Source organism: Cupriavidus yeoncheonensis, assembly GCF_905397275.1.
In the GTDB taxonomy this organism is placed as follows: Bacteria; Pseudomonadota; Gammaproteobacteria; order Burkholderiales; family Burkholderiaceae; genus Cupriavidus; species Cupriavidus yeoncheonensis.
In genome coordinates this window covers 70,157-90,595 of the sequence record NZ_CAJPUY010000014.1, presented here as the reverse complement: position 1 = coordinate 90,595, position 20,439 = coordinate 70,157, and the positions used below count along the sequence as shown (strand labels likewise).

Here is a 20,439-nt window from a genome sequence, read left to right as displayed (position 1 = left end):
GAACGACCCACAGGGCATCTCAAATGCGACTCCTCCATACCATGCTGCGCGTCGGCGACCTGCAGCGCTCCATCGATTTCTACACCCGCGTGCTCGGCATGCAGCTGCTGCGCGAAAGCGACAATCCGGAGTACAAGTACCGCCTGGCGTTCGTCGGCTATGGCCCGGAAAGCGACACCGCGGTGCTGGAGCTGACCTACAACTATGGCGTCGACAAATACGACCTGGGCACCGCCTACGGCCATATCGCGCTGGAGACCGACAACGCCGCCGCGGCCTGCGACCGCATCCGCGTGGCCGGTGGCAAGGTCACCCGCGAAGCCGGCCCGGTCAAGGGCGGCACCACCGTGATCGCGTTTGTCGAGGACCCGGACGGCTACAAGATCGAACTGATCGAGCGCCATTCCACGCGCGACGCCAGCCGTCCCTGAGCGCGCCCGGCATGGACGCGCAAACCCTGAGCCGGCGCCCGCTCGATGGCGCCGCTGTCGGCCTGATGGTGGTGCTGTGCGCCGCCTGGGGGCTGCAGCAGGTCGTGATCAAGCTGACCGCGCCGCTGATGGGCGCGGTGCTGCAGGCGGGCGTGCGGTCGGCCATCGCGGCGTTGCTGGTGTTCGGCTTTGCGGCGTGGCGCGGCACCCCGATCTGGCAGCGCGACGGTACGCTCGGCGCGGGCCTGCTGGCGGGGTTGCTGTTCGGCGCCGAATTCTTCTGCATCTTCGTCGGACTCGGCCACACCACGGCATCGCGCATGGCGGTGTTCCTGTACACCGCGCCGATCTTCACCGCCATCGGCCTGCATTTCGCCGTCGCGGGGGAACGGCTGCGCCGCGCCCAGTGGCTGGGCGTCGTGCTGGCCTTCTGCGGCATGGTGCTGGCCTTCGCGGACGGCATGACGGCAGCGTCCGCGCATGGCAGCACGCTGGCCGGCGATGCGCTGGGCGTGGTGGCCGGCCTGCTCTGGGCCGCGACCACCGTGGTCGTGCGCGCCACGCCGCTGGCCAGCGCCCCGGCCAGCAAGACCCTGCTCTACCAGCTCTCGGTATCCGGCGTGCTGCTGCTGGCCATGGCGCTGATGGCCGGCCAGGCCGACGGCGTGCAGCTCAACGGCGCGGTGCTGGCCAGCCTCTTCTACCAGTCGGTGCTGATCGCGTTTGCCAGCTACCTGGCGTGGTTCTGGCTGTTGCGCCGGTATCTGGCCTCCCGGCTTTCCGTGTTTTCGTTCCTGACGCCGCTGTTCGGCGTCGCCTTCGGCGTGGTGCTGATGCAGGATGCCGTGGGGCCGCGCTTTGCCGTCGCAGCCTTGCTGGTGCTGGCGGGGATTGTCCTGGTCAATCGTCGTAGCTGAAGGTGGCCGTGATTGGCCTTGATGCAGGCATAAAAAAACGCGCGGGGCATCCGCGCGTTTTTTTGTTGACCGCTTTTGTTGACCGCTATCGGCCTGAGCCGGGCTCAGCGGCTGCCGAACGAGAACATGCCCAGCGCCTCGCGCACCTCGTCCAGCGTCTGCTGCGTGATGGCCCTGGCCCGGTTGGTGCCCTCGCGCAGCAGGTCGAACACATAGTCCGGATCCTTGGCGAGCTGTTCGCGGCGCTCGCGGATCGGGCCCAGCAGCTCGTTCAGCACGCTTTCGACGCGGCGCTTGAGCACCATGTCGCCCAGGCCGCCACGGCGGTAGTGAGCCTTGAGCTCCTCCACTTCTTCCGTATTCGGGTCGAAGGCGTCGAGGTATGTAAACACCATATTGCCCTCGACCTTGCCCGGATCCGAGACCTTCAGATGGTCCGGGTCGGTGTACATGCTGTGCACGGCAGCCTTGATCTGCTCGGGGCTGGCGCCCAGCGCAATGGCGTTGCCCTGCGACTTGCTCATCTTGGCCTTGCCGTCGACGCCGGGCAGGCGGCCGAACTTCGGGATCAGCGCCTGGCATTCCTTCAGCACGTCGCGGCCGACCTGGTGGTTGATGCGGCGCGCGATCTCGTTGGTCTGCTCGATCAGCGGCGCCTGGTCCTCGCCCACGGGCACGATGTCGGCCTTGAAGGCGGTGATGTCCGCGGCCTGCGCCGCCGGGTAGCACATGAAGCCGGCCGGGATATCGCGGCCGAATCCACGCGCCTGGATCTCCTCCTTGATGGTCGGGTTGCGTTCCAGGCGCGATACCGTGACGAAGTTCAGGTACATCAGCGTCAGCTCGGCCAGCGCCGGCAGGTACGACTGCACGGTGATGGTGGTCTTGGACGGGTCGATGCCGACGGCCAGGTAGTCCAGCGCCACTTCCAGCACGTTGCGACGGACCTTGTCGGGATCGTGCGCGTTGTCGGTCATGGCCTGCGTGTCGGCCAGCAGCAGGTACTGCTCATGCGTGTCCTGCAGTTGCACGCGCGTCTTGAGCGAGCCAATGTAGTGGCCGAGGTGCAGCGGACCGGTGGGACGATCGCCGGTCAGGATGACCGGTCGCTTGTTGGTTTGCGTATTGGCTGTCATTACGGCTGTCATTACGGAAATTCGCGGAAATTTCTGGATGTAAGCGGTCTGGCCATCAGGCGGCCGGCCGGTCGGAAGCGGCTCCGCCCAGGCGGCGCGCGAGTTCGACGTACTCGCCGACCGGCACCTCTTCGGCGCGGCGGCCCAGGTCGAAGCCGATTGCCTCGAAGTCAACCTGGTCCCGCAGGAACGATAGCGTATTGCGCAGCACCTTGCGCCGCTGCGAGAACGCGGCGGTGACCAAGTCGCCCAGCACGGTGATGTCGCAGTCCGCGTGCGGAGAGCGCAGCCGGCCGTCCACCGTGCGCGGCCACGGGATCATGCGCACCACCGCGGAATCGACCTTGGGCGGCGGATTGAACGAACCCGGCGGCACGTCGAGCACATGCTCCATGTGGTAGCGCACCTGGAGCATGATCGACAACCGGCCGAAGGCCTTGCTGCCGGGCTCGGCCACCATCCGCTCGACCACTTCCTTCTGCAGCATGAAGTGCTGGTCCCGCACCTGGTCGGCATACGCCATCAGGTGGAACAGCAAGGGGCTGGAAATGTTGTACGGCAGGTTGCCGACAATGCGCAGCGGGCGCCCCGCCACCTCCAGCCGGCTGAAGTCAAAGGCCAGCGCATCGCCGGCGTGGACTAGCAGGCGGTCACCGTAGCGGCGCCGCAGCCGTTCGACCAGGTCGCGGTCCAGCTCGACCACCTGCATCTGCGGCACGCGCTCGAGCAGCGGATCGGTCAGCGCGCCCAGGCCCGGGCCGATCTCGACGAGCACATCGTCGGGCAGCGGATTGATGGCATTGACGATGCCGTGGATGATGGAGTCGTCGACCAGGAAGTTCTGGCCGAATCGCTTGCGGGCCACGTGGCCCTGGTGCAGGTTTGAACGCATGGAGGAATACACCGCTAGTGCGGTGGCCTGGCCGCGGCATGCCTGCCATTGGCATGCCCGGCCATGGTGACCGCACTGCGGATGGCCTCGATCATGCTGCCGTGTTCGGCCTGGCCGCTGGCGGCCAGGTCGAGCGCGGTGCCGTGGTCGACCGAGGTGCGGATAAAGGGCAGGCCCAGCGTGATGTTCACGCCGTGCCCGAACGTGCCGTATTTCAGGGGCGCCAGCCCCTGGTCATGGTACATCGCCAGCACGCAGTCGGCGTCGCGCAGGTGGCGCGGCTGGAACAGCGTGTCGGCGGGATATGGGCCGCGCGCGTCGATGCCGGCATCGCGCGCCTGCGCCAGCGCCGGCTCGATGATGTCGATCTCCTCGCGGCCCATGTGGCCGCTCTCCCCGGCATGAGGATTGAGACCGGTCACGAGGATGCGCGGCCGCGCAATGCCGAACCAGCGCCGCAGGTCGGCGTCGATGATCGACAGCGTCTGCAGCAGCAGCGGCACGGTCAGGGCATCGGGCACCGCGCGCAGCGGCAGGTGCGTCGTGGCCAGCGCCACGCGCAGCATGGCGTTGGCATGCGCCGGCTGCGGGCCGGCCAGCATCATGACCACGCGCGGCACGCCCGCCGCCTCGGCAAGGTATTCGGTATGGCCGGTGAACGGCACGCCGGCATCGTTGATCGTGCTCTTCTGCACGGGCGCCGTCACCATGGCCGCGAAGCGCGCTGGCGTACCAGGATGGGACCGGCAGCCGGCAATGGCGGCATCGAGCATCGACAGCACATAGGGACCGTTGCGCGCGTCCAGCCGGCCCGGATCGCAGGCAACCGCCAGTGGCACATGGTGGACGATCACGTCGCCCTCGGCCAGGAGGCGATCCCAGGCATGGACCACGCCGAGCGCGGCGGCACGCGAAGCCAGCAGCTGCGCATCGCCCAGCACATGGTAGCGGCAGTGGCCGTTCTCGCCCGCGAGCCGCAGTAGCGCCCCGATGGTGATGTCGGGGCCGATACCGGCGGGTTCGCCGGTCGAGATGGCTAGCGCAAGCGGGTCGGGCATGTCGGGATCGTGCGGCGGGGCCTCAGCGCTGTCGGTTGACGCGGTACTCGACGTACGCCTGCGAACGCAGCTGGCGCACCCAGTCATCATAGGCCGCGCGCAGCTTCTGCTCGCGGATTTCGGCACGCGCGAAGTCGCGCTGCTTCTCGGGCGCCATCTCGGTTTCGCGGCGGTTTTGCACCTGGATCAGGTGCACGCCGAACTGCGTCACCACCGGCTCGGAAATCTCGCCGGGGCGCAGCCGGTTCATGGCCTGCTCGAATTCCGGCACCAGTTCGCCCGGCGACACCCAGCCAAGGTCGCCCCCGGCTTGGGCCGAGCCGTCCTGCGAGAAGCGCTTGGCTGCGTCGGCAAAGTCACCGCCGTGCGTAATGCGGTCGCGCAGCGTGCCGAGCTGGCGGCGTGCCTCGGCTTCGGGCATGTTCGGGCCGGTGCGGATCAGGATATGGCGGACCTGGGTCTGCGTGATGCGCGAGGCCGCGGCCGGGTTGGAGGCGCCGGCAGCCGGCGCCACGCGCTTGGCGGTCAGCTTCAGGATGTGGAAGCCATTGGCGCTTTCCACCACTTCCGGCGCCACGGCGCCAGGTTGCAGATCGACCACGGCATTGGCAAAGACGGCAGGCAGGCGGCCGATCTCGCGAAAGCCCAGGGCGCCGCCCTGGGCCGCTTCGGGCGCCTGCGAATTCGACTGCGCCAACTGGGCGAAATCGGCACCGCCCTGCGCCTGCTTGAGCAGCCCTTCAGCCTTGGTCTTCAGCGCCTGCTTCTGCGCGTCGGAGGCATCTTCCGGCACGCGCACGAGGATCTGCGCGACGTTGAACTCGGTCGGCCCCGTGGCCGCCCCCTGGCCGCCGCGCGCGGCGAGGTAGTTGTCGATCTCGCCGTCATACACCTGTACCTTCGAGTCCACTTCGCGCTCGCGCAGGCGGATCACCTGCACCTGCTTGCGCAGCTCGTCCCGGTACTTGGTCCAGGTCATGCCGCTTGCCTCGACCCGGCTGCGCAGTTCCGTGGCGCTCAGGCGGTTCTGCTGCGCCACCGATTCGATCGCGCGGTCCAGTTCCTGGTCGGTCACCTTGATGCCGGCATCCTGCGCGGCCTGGGTCTGCACGCGCTCCATCACCAGGCGCTCGAGCACCTCGCCAAGCAGGTCCGCTCGCGGCGGCGCCGGGCGGTTGGCGGCGCGCAGCTGGCCCTCGATCTCGTCGGCGCGGTCGAGCAGCTCGCGGCGCGTGATCACGCTGTTGTTGACCACCGCGACGACCTCATCGACGAGCTGCGAACGCTTGCTGCTGCTGCCCGGCTGCGGCACGCCGAGTTGCGGCTGGCTCGACGGGACCGCCACGTCCGAGGATTGCGGCACGAAGATGCCCGTGGTGCGCGGCGCTTGCGCAGGCGCCTTGAGCTGGGCCAGCGCAGGCCCGGCCACGGCGGCCAGCATGGCCGACAACAGCACACGGCGCCACGGCGACAACACCAGGGAAAACACGGCAAATTCTTGACGTTTCATCGTAATCCGTCATTCATAGTGATCGAACTGGGTCGTAGGCACCGGCTTGGCGGTGACGGGTTCGTACCCAGGAACATTCAGGCGCAGGATATCCAGCGGATTCGAGCCGATCTTCGACAGCCCGCGGAACTCCACCTGCAGGAAGATGCGGCCGGTGTAGCCCTGCGAGGTGTTGCGGAAGCGCTGGTAGACTACGCGGCCGACCCAGCAGTCGGCGGCATATTCCACGCCGGCCAGCGCATCGACCATCTGGTTGGCGTTCCGGTCGAAAGCGAAGCGCCCGATGCCATAGGCACGCTGGGTAATCGGCCACTGACCGGAAATCTCGAACTGGTCGATGGCGGTATTGTCCGTCACCGACGTGGCGCGCCGGTAGCGGTAGCCCACGTTGAGCAGCTTGCGCGCCTCCGGGCGCCAGGCAAACGCCACGTTCGAATAATTGACGTGCTCCGAGTCCGGATTGTATTGGATCCCCGCGTCGACATAGTAGCCGCGGAACAGCTGGATGGTGGTGGCGGCCAGCAGGTCCGAGCTGCCCGACTTTGGATCCTGCAGCGTGCCGTTGATCTGCACGCGCTGGCCGCTGAAGTCGTAGCGCTGCGCGATCGTGCCGCGGAAACGTTCGATGCCGGTATCGGCTTCGATCAGGCGCGTGGTCACGCCGGCCGTCAGCTTGTTGTTGTCGGCGACCCGGTCATAGCCGGTGAACGGGTTCTCGGAGAAGATCTGCCCGTAGCCGAAGTCCGACTGCACGGTATCGAACAGCGGGAACTGGCTCTGGTCGCGGAACGGCGTGTAGACGTAGAACAGCCGCGGTTCAAGAGTCTGCAGGTAGTTGACGCCGAACAGCCGACTCATCGTCGGCGCATTGCGCTCGAAGGTCATGCCGGAGTCAAAACTGACGGTCGGCACCGTACGCGAGAAATTGTTCTGCGCGGTCGGCGTGTTGCTTTGCGCCTCCATCTGGTACTGCGTCGCGTTGAAGATGACCTTCGGCGTCACATACCAGCCCGGGTGCACGATCGGATAGCTGATCGACGGCTGCACGAACATGCGCTCGCCCTGCGGCTGCTGGAAGCCGGTCGACGTCAGCGGAATGCGGAAGCGCGTGTAATCCGCCTCCACCTGCACGTCGAAGCCGCCCAGGTCGTAGCGGATGTACTTGCCATTGAGCTGTGGTTCACGCTCGTACGACGGCTGGCTCGGCAGCAGCGTCTGGAACTTCTGCACGCGTGCCAGAACCGTGAAGTCCTGCCAGTTGTACGTGACGCCGCCTTCCTGGGTGTACTGCCGCAGCGTCGATTGCGACACGGTGCGCGTCAGGTCGTCCGGATACTTGTCGTCCGATACCCGGTTCAGGTTCAGGTAGGCGTTCAGCCCTTTGGCAAGGCTCTGGTTATGCTGGAACGAATAGGACCAGCGGTTGGTGCCGGTCTGGCGGTCATCCGGCAGGATTTCGGCGCGCAGTCGGCCCGAATAGCCTTGACCCAGGTACCGGTAGTCGCCACCCAGCATGAGGCCGCGCGACGTCATGATGCGCGGATAGAGCGTCAGGTCGCGGTTCGGCGCGATGTTGAAGTAATACGGCAGCGTGACATCGAGGCCCGATTTCGACCCATAGCCGAACAGCGGCGCCAGGAAGCCGCTGCGGCGCTCGTCGGTGAGCGGGAAGCTGAACACCGGCGCGCCCGCGATCGGCACGTCGAAGAAATGCAGCACGCCGCCGTAGGCCACTCCGACCTGGCGGTCACTGTCGAGGTCGAGCTGGCGCGCGCTGAAGTACCAGTCGGCATTGTCCGGCGAACACGTGGTGTATGTGGCCCGCTTGATCACGCTGCGGTCCTTGTCCACGAAATCGATGCGTTCGGCCTTGCCCGTGCCGCCGGTCTGCTGGAAATAGTAGTCGGGCGAGAGCATGTAACCCTCGTTCGCCTCGACCTTCATGCGCGCCTCGGGGCCCACGGCCAGCGCGCCGCCTCGCGACACGCGGGCGTTGCCATGGGCGAAGGCCTCGTCGGTATCCTGGTCGTAGGTCAGCTTGTCGCCCTTGACCACGGCGCCACCGCGGCGCAGCTCGGCGTTGCCTTCGATCGCCACGCCGCGCTCGTTGTAGCCGGTCAACCGGTCACCGGACACGAAGGCCGGCGGATTTTCGCCGGGCTCGGCGGACTTGGCCGGCTCGGCCAGGCGCGGCACGAGATCGCCGGACACAGGAGGCGCCGGCGGCGCCTCAGGGGCGGTCTCGATGACAGACTCGGTCTGGTCGAAATCGGGCACGGCCGAACTCGACATCTGCGCGTGCGCACCCACCGACAGGCCGGCCATGGCCAGCACCAGCGGACGCAGGGCGGCGGCAGGCAGCCGGCCGGTGCGGCTGGAACGGCCGGGAAGCGCAGGCGGCTTGTTGGCTCGGTGGTTCGGTGATCGTCGTTGTTCTGTCATGCGAGCGGGTTTTCAGTCACGTCGTCGGTGGCGGCTTGCCTGCTAGCCGCCAGCCCCCGTCGGAACAGGCTGCGGGGCAACCGAGGCCCCTCCCGGGGGCCGCCCGGCGCCCGGGTCTGGTCGGGTATTATACGGGGCAACCAATACTACATTTCCGGCATGGCAGCACTTCCCCACGACCCGCGCCTGGACCAGCTCAAATCCTGGGTGTCCGGACTCGGTCCGGCCTGGTCCGTCGACCCCGATTCCTGCACTCCCGCTTCGGCCGACGCCAGCTTCCGGCGCTACTTCCGCGTCAGCACGGCCAACGCCGCGCATCCGACCGCCATTGTGATGGACGCGCCGCCCGCGCATGAGGACTGCCGGCCGTTCATCCATGTCGCGGCACTCTTCGGTGCCGCCGGTGTCACGGTGCCCACGGTACTGGCACAGGACCTGGAGCAGGGCTTCCTGCTGCTGGCCGATCTCGGCAGCCAGACTTACCTGTCCCGGCTCGACGATTCCTCCGCAAGCGCCATGTATGCCGACGCGGCGGTCGCGCTGGTCCGCATCCAGGCCGCCACGCGTGCCGGCGAACTGCCGGCCTATGACCGTGCCCTGCTGCAGCGCGAACTCGACCTGTTCCCGCAGTGGTACATCGCGAAACACCTGGGCGCGACGCTCACGGACGCCCAGCAGGCCGACCTGCGCGAAGTGATGGATGTGCTGCTTGCCAACATCCTGGCGCAGCCGCAGGTCTACGTGCACCGCGACTATCACTCGCGCAACCTGATGGTGCTCCCCGGCGGCGCCAACCCCGGCGTGCTCGATTTCCAGGACGCCGTGATCGGCCCGATCACCTATGACGCCGTTTCGCTGTGGCGCGACGCCTATATCGAGTGGGACGAGGAGCAGCAGCTGGACTGGCTGATCCGCTACTGGGAGCGTGCGCGCAAGGCCGGGCTGCCGGTGAACGCCGATTTCGGCGAGTTCTACCGCGATTTCGAGTGGATGGGCCTGCAGCGCCACCTGAAGGTGCTTGGCATCTTTGCGCGCCTGTACCACCGCGACGGCAAGGATGGCTATCTCGCCAACCTGCCCCTGGTGCTCAAGTACACGCGCCAGGTCGCGGGCCGCTACACGGAACTGCGCAAGCTGATCCGCCTGCTCGACGCGCTGGAAGGCGCTGCGAGCCCGGCCGGCTATACGTTCTGAACGGGGCCCGCGCAGTGCCCCCGCCGGACCTTCCCGACAGTCGCCTGGCCGTCACACGCTCGGGCGAATGGTGGGCAGGCGTGCGAGCGCTCGCCCCCATGCTGCTGGGCGTGGTGCCGTTCGGCCTGATCTATGGCGTGCTGGCGGTTGGCGCCGGCATGCCCGCATGGCTGGCCTGCGCAATGAGCGCCATCGTGTTCGGCGGCGCTTCGCAGATGATCCTGACGCAACTGTGGTCGGCCGGCACGCCGGCCCTGGTGATCGCCGTCACCGTGGCCATGGTGAACCTGCGCCATGCGCTTTACTCCGCCACCATCGCCCCCACGCTGGCACACCTGCCGCGCCGCTGGAAGGCGCTGATCGCCTATCTGCTGACCGACGAGGCCTTTGCCGCCATGACGCACCGGCTGGCCGACACCGGGCCGCGCCAGCGCTACCGCCACTGGTTCTACTTCGGCGGCGGTTTCGCGCTGTGGGCCAGCTGGCAGGTATCGACGCTGGCCGGCGTGCTGGTCGGTGCACAGGTGCCGCGTGACTGGCCGCTGGACTTTTTCCTGCCGCTGACCTTCATCGGCATCATCGTGCCGGGGCTCAAGCACCGCGCGCAGGTCGCCGCGGCGCTGGTGGCGACGGCCTTGGCGGTGGCCTGCTTCGGCATGCCGCACAAGCTCGGGCTGATGGTCGCCGCACTCGGCGGCATTGCCGCCGGCATGCTGCTGCTCGGCCGTGGCAACCTGTCCGGCAAGCGTCCGGCCGGCAAGGACGCCGCCGTCGGCAAGGAGCCGGCATGAATTCGCTGACCTTGCTGTGGGTGTTCATTGGCGCGGGGCTGGCCACCTTCCTGATCCGCTTGTCGTTCATCGCGGTCGAAGGCCGCGTGCGGCTGCCGGCGTGGTTCCGCACCGCGCTGCAGTTCGTGCCGGCCGCCATGCTGTCCGCGCTGATCGCACCCGACCTGCTGATGCGCGGCGGCGAACTCTACGTTAGCCCGCTCAATGCGAGGCTGGTTGCCGGCCTGGTCGCGATCGTGATCGCGGCGCGTACGCGCAGCATCGGCTGGACCATCGTCGGCGGCATGGCCGCCCTGCTCGCCATGGAGACCCTGATTTGAAAGCCATGATCCTCGCCGCGGGCCGCGGCGACCGCATGCGTCCGCTGACCGATACCTGCCCCAAGCCGCTGCTGCCGGTGGGCGGCAAGCCGCTGATCGTCTGGAAGATCGAGGCACTGGTGCGCGCCGGGCTGCGCGACATCGTCATCAACCATGCCTGGCTCGGCGAGCAGATCGAGGCTGCGCTTGGCGACGGCAGCCGCTTTGGCGCGCGCATCGCCTATTCCGCCGAGGGCAGCGCGCTGGAGACGGCCGGGGGCATCGCCAAGGCGCTGCCGCTGCTGTCGCAGGCGCCTCGGACGCCGGAGCGCGGCGAGATCTTCCTGGCCGTTTCCGGCGATATCTTCTGCGAGTACGACTTCCGCGCGCTGCTGCCGCGTGCCCGCGCGATGGCCGGTGCGCCGGCCCCGCGCATGCACCTGGTGATGGTGCCCAACCCGCCTTTCCACCCGGCCGGCGACTTCGCGCTGTGGCCCGACGGCCGGTTGGCGCTTGACCCGGCGCCGGGCGCCGAGCGCCTGACCTTCGGCAATATCGGCCTGTATGACACACGCCTGTTCAGCGATATCGCCCCCGGTACCAAGATGGCCATGACGCCTTGCTATCGCGCCGCCATTGCGGCGGGCACGGCCAGCGGCGAGCGCTTCGACGGCCGTTGGGAAAACGTCGGCACGCCGGCCCAGCTGGCCGCGCTGAACGACGCCGTCGCCGCGCGTGGCACCGCGACCGCAGGCGGCGCCTGAGTCGCCTGCCGGCGCTGACGGGCCTCGTGGCCCGTCAGCGTTAGAATCTGATGCATTCCCCCCCATCCAGTTGGCAATCCTATGTCCGCAACCGATACAGCCCTTCTGGCGTCTTGCCGCGACCGTCGCGCCCGCGTGCTGCAACACCTGCGCGCCGGCGGCGGTGGCGTGGCCATCCTGCCCACGGCGCCGGAAGCCATGCGCAACCGCGACAGCGACTACCCGTACCGGCATGACAGCTATTTCTATTACCTGACCGGCTTCACCGAGCCCGAGTCCCTGCTGGTGCTGGTCGCCGGCGACGGCACCGAAGCCGACCGCAGCATCCTGTTCTGCCGCCCGAAGCATGAAGAGCGCGAGATCTGGGACGGCTTCCGCTACGGCCCGGACGGCGCCCGCGCGGCATTCGGCTTCGATGAAGCCCATTCGGTCGAAGAGATCGACGCCATCCTGCCCGGCCTGCTCGCCAACCGCGCGCAGCTCGCGTATCCGCTGGCCGCGTCGACGCGCACCGACATGCAGGTGCGCCGCTGGCTGGATGCGGTGCGCACGCAGGGCCGCGCCGGTGTCGCGGCGCCTTCGGTCGCCGTTGACATCCGCACGCTGCTCGACGAGATGCGCCTGATCAAGGATGCGGGCGAACTGGCCACCATGCGCCGCGCCGGCGAGATCTCGGCTGGCGCCCACGTGCGTGCCATGCAGGCGTCCCGTCACGGCCTGCGCGAGTTCCACCTGGAAGCCGAGCTGCTGTACGAATTCCGCCGCCACGGCGCACAGAGCGTGGCCTACAACTCGATCGTCGCCGCCGGCCCCAATGCCTGCGTACTGCACTACCGCGCGGGTCCCGCCGAGCTGCGCGACGGCGACCTGTGCCTGATCGACGCCGGCTGCGAGCTGGACGGCTACGCCTCCGACATCACCCGCACCTTCCCCGTGTCCGGCCGATTCTCGCCGGCCCAGCGCGAGCTGTACGACCTCGTGCAGGCCGCGCAGGACGCCGCCATCGCCGAGACGCGCGCCGGGGTGCCGTACAACGTGCCGCACGATGCCGCGGTGCGCGTGCTCGCGCAGGGCATGCTCGATACCGGCCTGCTTGACCGCAACAAGGAAGGCACACTCGACGACGTGCTGGCGAGCGGCAGCTATCGGCGCTTCTACATGCACCGCACCGGCCACTGGCTCGGCATGGACGTGCACGACGTGGGCGAGTACCGCGCGGCCGCGCCGGCAGGCGATGGCGAACGCCCGTGGCGGCCGCTGGAGCCGGGCATGGTGGTGACCGTGGAGCCGGGCATCTACGTGCGCCCGGCCGAGGACGTGCCGGAGCGCTACTGGCATATCGGCATCCGCATCGAGGACGATGCCGTGGTCACCAGCGGCGACTGCGAGATCATCACGCGCGGCGTGCCGGTCAAGGCAGACGAGATCGAGGCCCTGATGCGGGACCGCAACACCACTGGCGGAGGCAAAGCATGATCGGATGGCTGCGACGACTGTTCCCCGACGGCACCAAAACGCCGCACAACGCGCCCACGAAACACCACGTCGACCCGAACGACCCGTTCGTGCTCAACCTCTACGATGACCGCGTGGTGGTGCACCGCCCCGACGGCCAGCGCGAGGAGGTCATGTGGGATTCGCTCGAACGCGTGGTGGTGCGTGTTTCCAAGGCTGCGCCCTGGGCCGGAAAGGCCTGGCTGATCCTGGTGGGCGCCGCCGACAGCGGCCAGGGCTGCGTCGCGCCGATGGATGCGGCCAACGCCAGTGCACTGCTGGAGTGCCTGCAGGCCCTGCCCGGCTTCAACCAGCAGAAACTCGACAACGCGCTGCGCGATGCCGAGGCCGGCAAGTCGCGCTCCGATGCGATCTGCTGGAAGCGCGGCGCGGCCGGGCAGGCGCCGGATCTCGATACGGACAGGAGCGCCGGCAATGACCCAGGCCGAGCCTGAAGTCAGGGACATCGCCATCGTCGGCGGCGGGCCGGTGGGCCTGGCGCTGGCCTGCCAGTTGCTGCTGGCGACCGACTGGCGCATCGCGCTCATCGACGCCGCCACGCCGGCGCGGGCCGCGCGCGACCCGCGCGCCATCGCGCTGTCCCATGGCAGCCGGCAACTGCTGGAACAGATCGGTGCCTGGCCGGTCGCGGGCACGGCAATCGAGCATATCCACGTTTCGCAACGCGGCCATCTCGGCCATGTGAAGCTCCACCATGAAGACTACGGCGTACCCGCGCTGGGCTACGTGGTGCGCTATGGCGAGCTGTGCAATGTGCTCGAGCGCGCGCTGGGCCGCGCAGTCCAGCGCGCCGGTGCATCACGCCTGCTGCGCGTATTCGAGACCCGCATCGACGACCTGCGGCAGGATCCGCTGACCGGCGGGGACTTTGACGGCCTGGACGCCATGGCCGGCGCGGTGCACCTTGCCGGCACGACGGCCGATGGGCAGGCGGTGCGCTTTGCCGCGCGCATTGCCGTGCAGGCCGAAGGCGGCCTGTTCCACCAGCAGGCCGCGCATGCGGGCCAGGGCGCGCGGCACCGCGACTACGGCCAGACCGCCGTGATCGGCCACGTTGCCTGCTCGCGGCCGCGGCCGGGCTGGGCCTGGGAGCGGTTCACGGCCGAAGGGCCGCTGGCGCTGCTGCCCTACGACGAGCATGGCGTCGACGGCTACGCGCTGGTCTGGTGCTGCCCGCCCGAACAGGCCGCGCGGCGGCTGGCGCTGTCCGACACCGACTTCGCGGCCGAGCTCGGCGAGATGTTCGGCGACCGCCTGGGCCGCTTCACGCTGGCCGGCAAGCGCCACGCATTCCCGCTCGGGCTCAACGCGGCGCCGGTAACGGTCGACGGCCGCATCGCGGCCGTGGGCAATGCCGCCCAGACCCTGCACCCGGTGGCGGGCCAGGGTCTGAACCTGGGACTGCGCGATGCCTTCGCGCTGGCGGACTCGCTGCGCACCGGCTGCACGCCGCGCTCGCTACAGTCATTCGCGTCTCGCCACCGCCTGGACCGGGCGGTGACCATCGGCGTGACCGACCTGTTGCCGCGCGCATTCGGCGTGCCCTACCCGATGGCCGCGCACGCGCGCGGGGCAACGCTGGCGGCGCTGGCCTGCCTGGCGCCGCTCAAGCACGCGCTGGCCCGGCACATGATGTTCGGCATGCGCCGCTGACAAGCCCTGGCGGGGCCGCGCATGCGGCCTTCGCCACTTCGGGGCTAACCGGTTCGAGGCATTTTCAGACTCCGCCCCTTGTGTTGATGCTCAATTCTTGGGCAGCAGCACTCGTTTGGCGGTAGAATCCAGCCCTCGCTCACGCCCGTGAATATTGCCGACAGCCGTTTCGGCACGGGCGTGTTTTTCCGTTTCACTCCAGAACCACGCAGCCGGGCCGTCCTGTTTCGCATTGCGCAACGCGCATGCCGCCGGGAGCCATGGCCGCCGGAATCGCCGCCCCAACGTGCAGATCGGACCACACCAACTTCGCAACAACCTGTTCGTCGCCCCCATGGCGGGCGTGACGGACCGCCCTTTCCGCCAGCTGTGCAAGCAGCTCGGCGCGGGCTATGCGGTGTCGGAAATGGTGGCGTCGAATGCACAGCTGTGGAAAAGCGAAAAGACCATGCGCCGCGCCAACCACGCCGGCGAGGTTGAACCCATCTCGGTCCAGATCGCCGGCGCCGAGCCCGGCATGATGGCCGAGGCCGCGCGCTACAACGTGGACCGCGGCGCGCAGATCATCGATATCAATATGGGCTGCCCGGCCAAGAAGGTCTGCAACGTGGCCGCGGGCTCCGCGCTGCTGCAGAACGAGCCGCTGGTGGTCCGCATTGTCGAGGCCGTGGTCGGCGCCGTGGGGGACCGCGTCCCGGTCACACTGAAGATTCGCACTGGCTGGAACCGCGAGAACCGCAACGCCCTGCGCGTCGCGCGCATGGTGGAAGACGCGGGTATCAGCATGCTCACCATCCACGGCCGCACGCGCGCGGACCTGTACCACGGCGACGCCGAGTACGAGACCATCGCCGCGGTCAAGGCCACGATCGGCATCCCGGTGGTGGCCAACGGCGACATCACGACACCGCAGAAGGCAAAGCAGGTGCTGGCGCTGACGGGCGCCGACGCCATCATGATCGGGCGCGCGGCGCAGGGCCGGCCGTGGCTGTTTCGCGAGATCGAACACTTCCTGGCCACCGGCGAGTTGCTGCCGCCGCCGGAAGTGGCCGAGATCCGCGCCATCATGAACGCGCACCTGGAAGACCACTATGACTTCTACGGCGAGTTCACCGGCGTGCGCACCGCGCGCAAGCATATTGCGTGGTACACGCGCGGGCTGCGTGGCGCGAACCTGTTCCGCCACCGCATGAACACGCTGGAGACCACCGGCGAACAGCTCGCCGCGGTCAACGCCTTCTTCGACGAACAGGCACAGTGGTCGGACCGGCTGGTCTATGTCGATGAAGCCGGCGCAGGCGAGGGGGAAGATGAAACGAACAACAACAAGAAACGGGAGTTGCTTGCCGCATGAGCCGCAACGCTATCGACCAGTGCATCCGGGACAGCCTGGACAGCTACTTTCGGGATCTAGACGGCGAAGAGCCGTCCAATATGTACAACATGGTGCTGGAGGCCGTCGAGCGCCCGCTGCTCGAAGCCGTGATGGTGCGCGCCGAGCGCAACCAGTCGCTGGCCGCCGCCTATCTGGGCATCAATCGCAATACGCTGCGCAAGAAGTTGCAGCTGCACGGTTTAATTTGAATTTGAAGCGTTTCGCACAGCCATGATCAAGCAAGCTCTCCTTTCCGTTTCCGACAAGACCGGCATCGTCGAATTCGCGCGCGAACTGAACGCGCTCGGCGTCACGCTGCTTTCCACCGGCGGTACCGCCAAGCTGCTGGCCGACAGCGGCCTGCCCGTCACGGAAGTGGCCGACTACACCGGCTTCCCCGAGATGCTCGACGGCCGCGTGAAGACGCTGCACCCGAAAGTCCACGGCGGCATCCTGGCCCGCCGCGACCTGCCCGAGCACATGGCCGCGCTGGCCGAGCACGACATCCCGACGATCGACCTGCTGGTGGTGAACCTGTACCCGTTCCAGCAGACCGTGGCCAAGGATGACTGCACGCTGCCGGACGCGATCGAGAACATCGACATCGGCGGCCCGACCATGCTGCGCTCGGCGGCCAAGAACCACCGCGACGTGACCGTGATCGTCGACCCGGCCGACTACGCCGTGGTGCTCGGCGAAATGCGCGGCAACGGCAACAAGGTCGGCTACGACACCAACTTCCGCCTGGCCACCAAGGTGTTCGCGCACACCGCCCAGTACGATGGCGCGATCACCAACTACCTGACCAGCCTGGGTACCGACAAGTCGCACCAGGGCCGCAGCGCCTACCCGCAGACGCTGAACCTGGCCTTCGACAAGGTGCAGGAAATGCGCTACGGCGAAAACCCGCACCAATCCGCCGCGTTCTACCGCGACCTGAAGGCCGTGGACGGCGCACTGGCCAACTACGTGCAGCTGCAGGGCAAGGAACTGTCGTACAACAACATCGCCGACGCCGATGCGGCGTGGGAATGCGTGAAGTCCTTCGAGGTCTCCACGCCGGCCTGCGTGATCATCAAGCACGCGAATCCGTGCGGCGTGGCTGTCGGCGCCAATGCGCTCGAAGCCTACGACAAGGCCTTCAAGACCGACTCGACCTCGGCCTTCGGCGGCATCATCGCCTTCAACGTGGAACTCGATGAAGCCGCGGCGCTGGCCGTGGCGAAGCAGTTCGTCGAAGTGCTGATCGCCCCGTCGTTCAGCGCCGCCGCGCGCGCCGTGTTCGCGCCCAAGCAGAACGTGCGTCTGCTCGAGATCCCGCTGGGCAAGGGCGTCAACCAGTATGACCTCAAGCGCGTCGGCGGTGGCCTGCTGGTGCAGGGCCCGGATGCCAAGAACGTGAAGCCGTCGGAACTGCGCGTGGTGACGCGCCGCCACCCGACGCCCAGGGAAATGGACGACCTGATGTTTGCCTGGCGCGTGGCCAAGTACGTCAAGTCCAACGCCATCGTGTTCTGCGGCGGCGGCATGACGCTCGGCGTCGGCGCGGGTCAGATGAGCCGCGTGGATTCGGCGCGCATCGCCAGCATCAAGGCGCAGAATGCCGGCCTGACGCTGGCCGGTTCGGCCGTGGCGTCGGACGCCTTCTTCCCGTTCCGCGACGGGCTGGACGTGGTGGTGGACGCCGGCGCGACCTGCGTGATTCAGCCGGGTGGTTCGATGCGGGATGACGAGGTGATCGCTGCGGCGGATGAGCGCGGGATCGCGATGGTGCTGACCGGCACCCGCCATTTCCGGCACTAAGCGGGTACGGCAGCAGGAAAGGCTCCGGCCGCGCGGGCAGTCGCCCGCCGGCCGGGGCCTTTTTTCTTGGACATGACGCTTGCGGCGCACCTCCGGCCGCCGCGAAACCCCCTACACTATTGCCCAAACCCAGACCCCATCTTCAATGCGCATCCTAGGCATCGACCCCGGCCTCCGCACCACCGGCTTCGGCGTACTGGAAAAGCATGGCAACAAGCTTTCCTACATCGCCTCGGGCACCATCAAGAGCAATGGCGATACCGACCTGCCCGCGCGCCTGAAGACGCTGTTCGACGGCATCAGCGAGGTGGCCCGCACCTATGCGCCGGACTGCGCGGCGATCGAGAAGGTCTTCGTCAACGTCAACCCGCAATCGACCCTGCTGCTGGGCCAGGCGCGCGGCGCGGCGATCTGCGGCCTGGTGGGTCAAGGCCTGCCGGTGTTCGAATACACCGCCCTGCAACTGAAGGTGGCCGTGGTCGGCTATGGCCGCGCCAGCAAGGAGCAGGTGCAGGAGATGGTCATGCGGCTGCTGAGCCTGCCGGGCCGGCCGAGCACCGATGCCGCCGATGCGCTGGGCATCGCCATCTGCCACGCCAACGGCGGCGACACGCTCGGCACACTGTCGGGGCTGGCGCCGGAGCTGGTCCGCAAGGGCATGCGCGTGCGCCGCGGGCGCCTGATCGGCTGATCGGCAGACCAGCACTTCGACAAGCGGCGCGCTCCAGTCTCTTACAATCCAGGGCATTTGCCGCGCCCGGCATGCCCCATGCGCGGCGGCCACGGATTCCCTGCCATGCTCCGCTTCCGCTCCTGTCTTCACGCTACCCTGCCGGCAATCGTGCTGGCGGGTTGCGCCACGAAACTGCCCCCGCCTGCCGCACCCAGGACCGCGGCCGCAGCCCCAGAAGCATCCGCGCCGACGCCGGCGCTGGCGCCGGCCACGAAGCCGCTGGTCATCGCCCACCGCGGCGCCAGCGCGCTGCGCCCCGAGCACACACTGGCGGCGTACGCCAAGGCCATCGAGGACGGCGCGGATGTCATCGAGCCCGACCTCGTCATCACGCGCGACGGCGTTCTCGTGGCGCGCCATGAGAACGAAATCGGCGGCACCACCAACGTTGCCGAGATGCCGCAGTTTGCCGACCGCAAGCGCACCAGGGTGATCGACGGCGAGCGCCTGACCGGCTGGTTCACCGAGGACTTCACGCTGGCCGAACTCAAGACGCTGCGGGCCCGAGAGCGCATCCCGAAGCTGCGCCCGGACAATGCTCGCCTCAATGACCAGTTCGAGATCCCGACCTTCGACGAGATCGTGCGGCTTGCCCAGCAGGCGTCGCTGCGCACCGGCCGGCAGATCGGCCTGTATCCCGAACTGAAGCACCCGAGCTACTTCCGCGGTATCGGCAAGCCGCTTGAAGACAAACTGGTCGAGGCGCTGCGCCGCCAGCCATACCTGCGCGCGGCGCCCGTCTTCGTCCAGTCCTTCGAGGCCGGCAGCCTGCGGCAGATGCGCCGGGCACTGGGGCATGGCATGCCCAATGTCAGGCTGATGCAGCTGATCGGCAACCCAAAGCAGACTCCGCCCGACTGGCGGCTGGCCGGCGACACGCGTACCTATGGCGACATGCTGAGTCCGACCGGCCTGCGAGAGGTGGCCTCCTACGCCGACGGCATCGGGCCCGAGAAGAACAGCGTGGTGCCGCGCGATGCGCAGGGCGGCCTGGGCGCGCCTTCCGCCGTCGTGCGCAACGCGCACGCGGCCGGCCTGCTGGTGCACCCCTATACGTTCCGGCCCGAGAATGCCTTCCTGCCCAAGGCGTTCCAGACCGGCGGAGATGACGCTACGCGCAGCCCGGCGGGCATGGTGCGCGAGGTGGAGGCCTTTGTTGCCGCGGGTGTGGACGGCGTCTTCACCGACGACCCGGCGCTCGGCCGGCGCGCCATCGACGCCAGGAACCCGTGAGGCACGAACGCGCCGCTGGGCTACACTTGCGGCCTTCCGCAAGACCGCAAGACCTTTGCACCGCCCCTTACCGCTAACGCACCCCCAGACACCATGATCGGACGCATCGCCGGCACCCTTATCGAGAAGAATCCTCCGCACCTGCTCGTGGACTGCCACGGCGTCGGCTACGAGATCGATGTGCCGATGAGCACGTTCTACAACCTGCCCGCGACCGGCCAGCCGGTCACGCTGCTGACGCAGCTGATCGTGCGCGAGGACGCGCACCTGCTCTACGGCTTCGGCACCGCCACCGAACGCAACACGTTCCGCGAGCTCATCAAGATCACCGGCATCGGCGCACGCATGGCGCTGGCGGTGCTGTCGGGCATGTCCGTGCCGGAACTGGCGCAGGCCATCACGCTGCAGGAAGCCGGACGCCTGACGCGCGTGCCGGGCATCGGCAAGAAGACGGCCGAGCGGCTGCTGCTCGAACTCAAGGGCAAGCTCGGCGCGGAACTGGGCCATGCGCCGGGCGCGACCGCCGTCCATGACAACGCGGTCGATATCCTCAATGCGCTGCTGGCGCTGGGCTACTCGGAGAAGGAAGCCGCCGCGGCGATCAAGCAGGTGCCTGCCGGCACGGGCGTGTCGGACGGCATCAAGCTGGCACTGAAGGCCTTGTCCAAGGCATGAGGCGTAAAATAGCGCGAC

Annotated in this window: 20 protein-coding genes; 15 read left to right on the top strand and 5 right to left on the bottom strand. The window is 68.1% G+C overall.

The window, feature by feature from the left end; genetic code table 11:
* Window positions 1-23 precede the first annotated feature (23 nt).
* On the top strand, window positions 24-431 hold the full coding sequence (gloA, locus tag KHO22_RS19740; protein ID WP_211948859.1) for a lactoylglutathione lyase: 408 nt from the start codon (window positions 24-26) through the stop codon (window positions 429-431).
* An 11-nt stretch (window positions 432-442) separates the two neighbouring features.
* Window positions 443-1,348 carry a DMT family transporter gene (locus KHO22_RS19735; RefSeq protein WP_211948858.1) on the top strand — a complete coding sequence of 302 codons (906 nt, stop codon included), beginning with the start codon at window positions 443-445 and terminating at the stop codon, window positions 1,346-1,348.
* A 104-nt stretch (window positions 1,349-1,452) separates the two neighbouring features.
* Here KHO22_RS19735 and trpS read toward each other — a convergent pair whose 3' ends face one another.
* Genes trpS through KHO22_RS19710 form a run of 5 tightly spaced genes read right to left on the bottom strand, consistent with a single transcriptional unit; the run spans window position 1,453 to window position 8,386 of the window.
* The gene (gene trpS, locus KHO22_RS19730; protein ID WP_211948857.1) at window positions 1,453-2,484 is read right to left on the bottom strand and encodes a tryptophan--tRNA ligase; all 1,032 of its coding nucleotides are present in this window, start codon (window positions 2,482-2,484) and stop codon (window positions 1,453-1,455) included.
* Window positions 2,485-2,539: 55 nt separating this feature from the next.
* Window positions 2,540-3,376 carry a 16S rRNA (adenine(1518)-N(6)/adenine(1519)-N(6))-dimethyltransferase RsmA gene (rsmA, locus tag KHO22_RS19725; RefSeq protein WP_211948856.1) on the bottom strand — a complete coding sequence of 279 codons (837 nt, stop codon included), beginning with the start codon at window positions 3,374-3,376 and terminating at the stop codon, window positions 2,540-2,542.
* A gap of 14 nt (window positions 3,377-3,390) precedes the next feature.
* The gene (gene pdxA / locus KHO22_RS19720) at window positions 3,391-4,434 is read right to left on the bottom strand and encodes a 4-hydroxythreonine-4-phosphate dehydrogenase PdxA (RefSeq protein ID WP_211948855.1); all 1,044 of its coding nucleotides are present in this window, start codon (window positions 4,432-4,434) and stop codon (window positions 3,391-3,393) included.
* 22 nt (window positions 4,435-4,456) lie between these two features.
* Window positions 4,457-5,944, bottom strand: a complete 1,488-nt coding sequence (locus tag KHO22_RS19715) for a peptidylprolyl isomerase (protein ID WP_211948854.1) — start codon at window positions 5,942-5,944, stop codon at window positions 4,457-4,459.
* 9 nt (window positions 5,945-5,953) lie between these two features.
* Window positions 5,954-8,386, bottom strand: coding sequence for an LPS-assembly protein LptD (locus KHO22_RS19710; RefSeq protein WP_211948853.1), 2,433 nt, complete (start codon window positions 8,384-8,386; stop codon window positions 5,954-5,956).
* 159 nt (window positions 8,387-8,545) lie between these two features.
* Between KHO22_RS19710 and KHO22_RS19705 the strand changes: the two genes are divergently transcribed.
* The 13 genes from KHO22_RS19705 (at window position 8,546) to ruvA (ending at window position 20,421) form a co-directional block, all read left to right on the top strand.
* On the top strand, window positions 8,546-9,580 hold the full coding sequence (locus KHO22_RS19705) for an aminoglycoside phosphotransferase family protein (RefSeq protein ID WP_211948852.1): 1,035 nt from the start codon (window positions 8,546-8,548) through the stop codon (window positions 9,578-9,580).
* 98 nt (window positions 9,581-9,678) lie between these two features.
* Window positions 9,679-10,371: an AzlC family ABC transporter permease gene (locus tag KHO22_RS19700; protein WP_230426940.1), complete on the top strand. Its 693-nt coding sequence runs from the start codon at window positions 9,679-9,681 to the stop codon at window positions 10,369-10,371.
* Window positions 10,368-10,691 (top strand): AzlD domain-containing protein, encoded by a 324-nt coding sequence (locus KHO22_RS19695; protein ID WP_211948850.1) that lies wholly within the window; start codon window positions 10,368-10,370, stop codon window positions 10,689-10,691. Before KHO22_RS19700 ends, KHO22_RS19695 begins: the two co-directional genes overlap by 4 nt.
* Window positions 10,688-11,434 carry an N-acetylmuramate alpha-1-phosphate uridylyltransferase MurU gene (gene murU, locus KHO22_RS19690; RefSeq protein WP_211948849.1) on the top strand — a complete coding sequence of 249 codons (747 nt, stop codon included), beginning with the start codon at window positions 10,688-10,690 and terminating at the stop codon, window positions 11,432-11,434. The genes KHO22_RS19695 and murU overlap by 4 nt, the downstream gene beginning before the upstream one ends.
* A gap of 81 nt (window positions 11,435-11,515) precedes the next feature.
* Entirely contained in the window at window positions 11,516-12,910 is a 1,395-nt protein-coding gene (locus tag KHO22_RS19685; RefSeq protein ID WP_211948848.1) for an aminopeptidase P N-terminal domain-containing protein, read from the top strand.
* The gene (locus KHO22_RS19680; RefSeq protein ID WP_211948847.1) at window positions 12,907-13,383 is read left to right on the top strand and encodes a hypothetical protein; all 477 of its coding nucleotides are present in this window, start codon (window positions 12,907-12,909) and stop codon (window positions 13,381-13,383) included. The genes KHO22_RS19685 and KHO22_RS19680 overlap by 4 nt, the downstream gene beginning before the upstream one ends.
* On the top strand, window positions 13,364-14,602 hold the full coding sequence (locus tag KHO22_RS19675; protein WP_211948846.1) for a UbiH/UbiF/VisC/COQ6 family ubiquinone biosynthesis hydroxylase: 1,239 nt from the start codon (window positions 13,364-13,366) through the stop codon (window positions 14,600-14,602). The genes KHO22_RS19680 and KHO22_RS19675 overlap by 20 nt, the downstream gene beginning before the upstream one ends.
* A gap of 286 nt (window positions 14,603-14,888) precedes the next feature.
* The gene (gene dusB, locus KHO22_RS19670; RefSeq protein WP_211948845.1) at window positions 14,889-15,956 is read left to right on the top strand and encodes a tRNA dihydrouridine synthase DusB; all 1,068 of its coding nucleotides are present in this window, start codon (window positions 14,889-14,891) and stop codon (window positions 15,954-15,956) included.
* On the top strand, window positions 15,953-16,186 hold the full coding sequence (locus KHO22_RS19665; RefSeq protein ID WP_211948844.1) for a Fis family transcriptional regulator: 234 nt from the start codon (window positions 15,953-15,955) through the stop codon (window positions 16,184-16,186). Before dusB ends, KHO22_RS19665 begins: the two co-directional genes overlap by 4 nt.
* Window positions 16,187-16,208: 22 nt before the next feature.
* On the top strand, window positions 16,209-17,780 hold the full coding sequence (gene purH / locus KHO22_RS19660) for a bifunctional phosphoribosylaminoimidazolecarboxamide formyltransferase/IMP cyclohydrolase (RefSeq protein WP_211948843.1): 1,572 nt from the start codon (window positions 16,209-16,211) through the stop codon (window positions 17,778-17,780).
* A 145-nt stretch (window positions 17,781-17,925) separates the two neighbouring features.
* On the top strand, window positions 17,926-18,471 hold the full coding sequence (gene ruvC, locus KHO22_RS19655) for a crossover junction endodeoxyribonuclease RuvC (RefSeq protein WP_211948842.1): 546 nt from the start codon (window positions 17,926-17,928) through the stop codon (window positions 18,469-18,471).
* A gap of 105 nt (window positions 18,472-18,576) precedes the next feature.
* Window positions 18,577-19,746, top strand: a complete 1,170-nt coding sequence (locus KHO22_RS19650) for a glycerophosphodiester phosphodiesterase (RefSeq protein ID WP_211948841.1) — start codon at window positions 18,577-18,579, stop codon at window positions 19,744-19,746.
* Between the two features lie 93 nt (window positions 19,747-19,839).
* Window positions 19,840-20,421, top strand: a complete 582-nt coding sequence (ruvA, locus tag KHO22_RS19645; protein ID WP_211948840.1) for a Holliday junction branch migration protein RuvA — start codon at window positions 19,840-19,842, stop codon at window positions 20,419-20,421.
* Window positions 20,422-20,439: the final 18 nt, after the last annotated feature.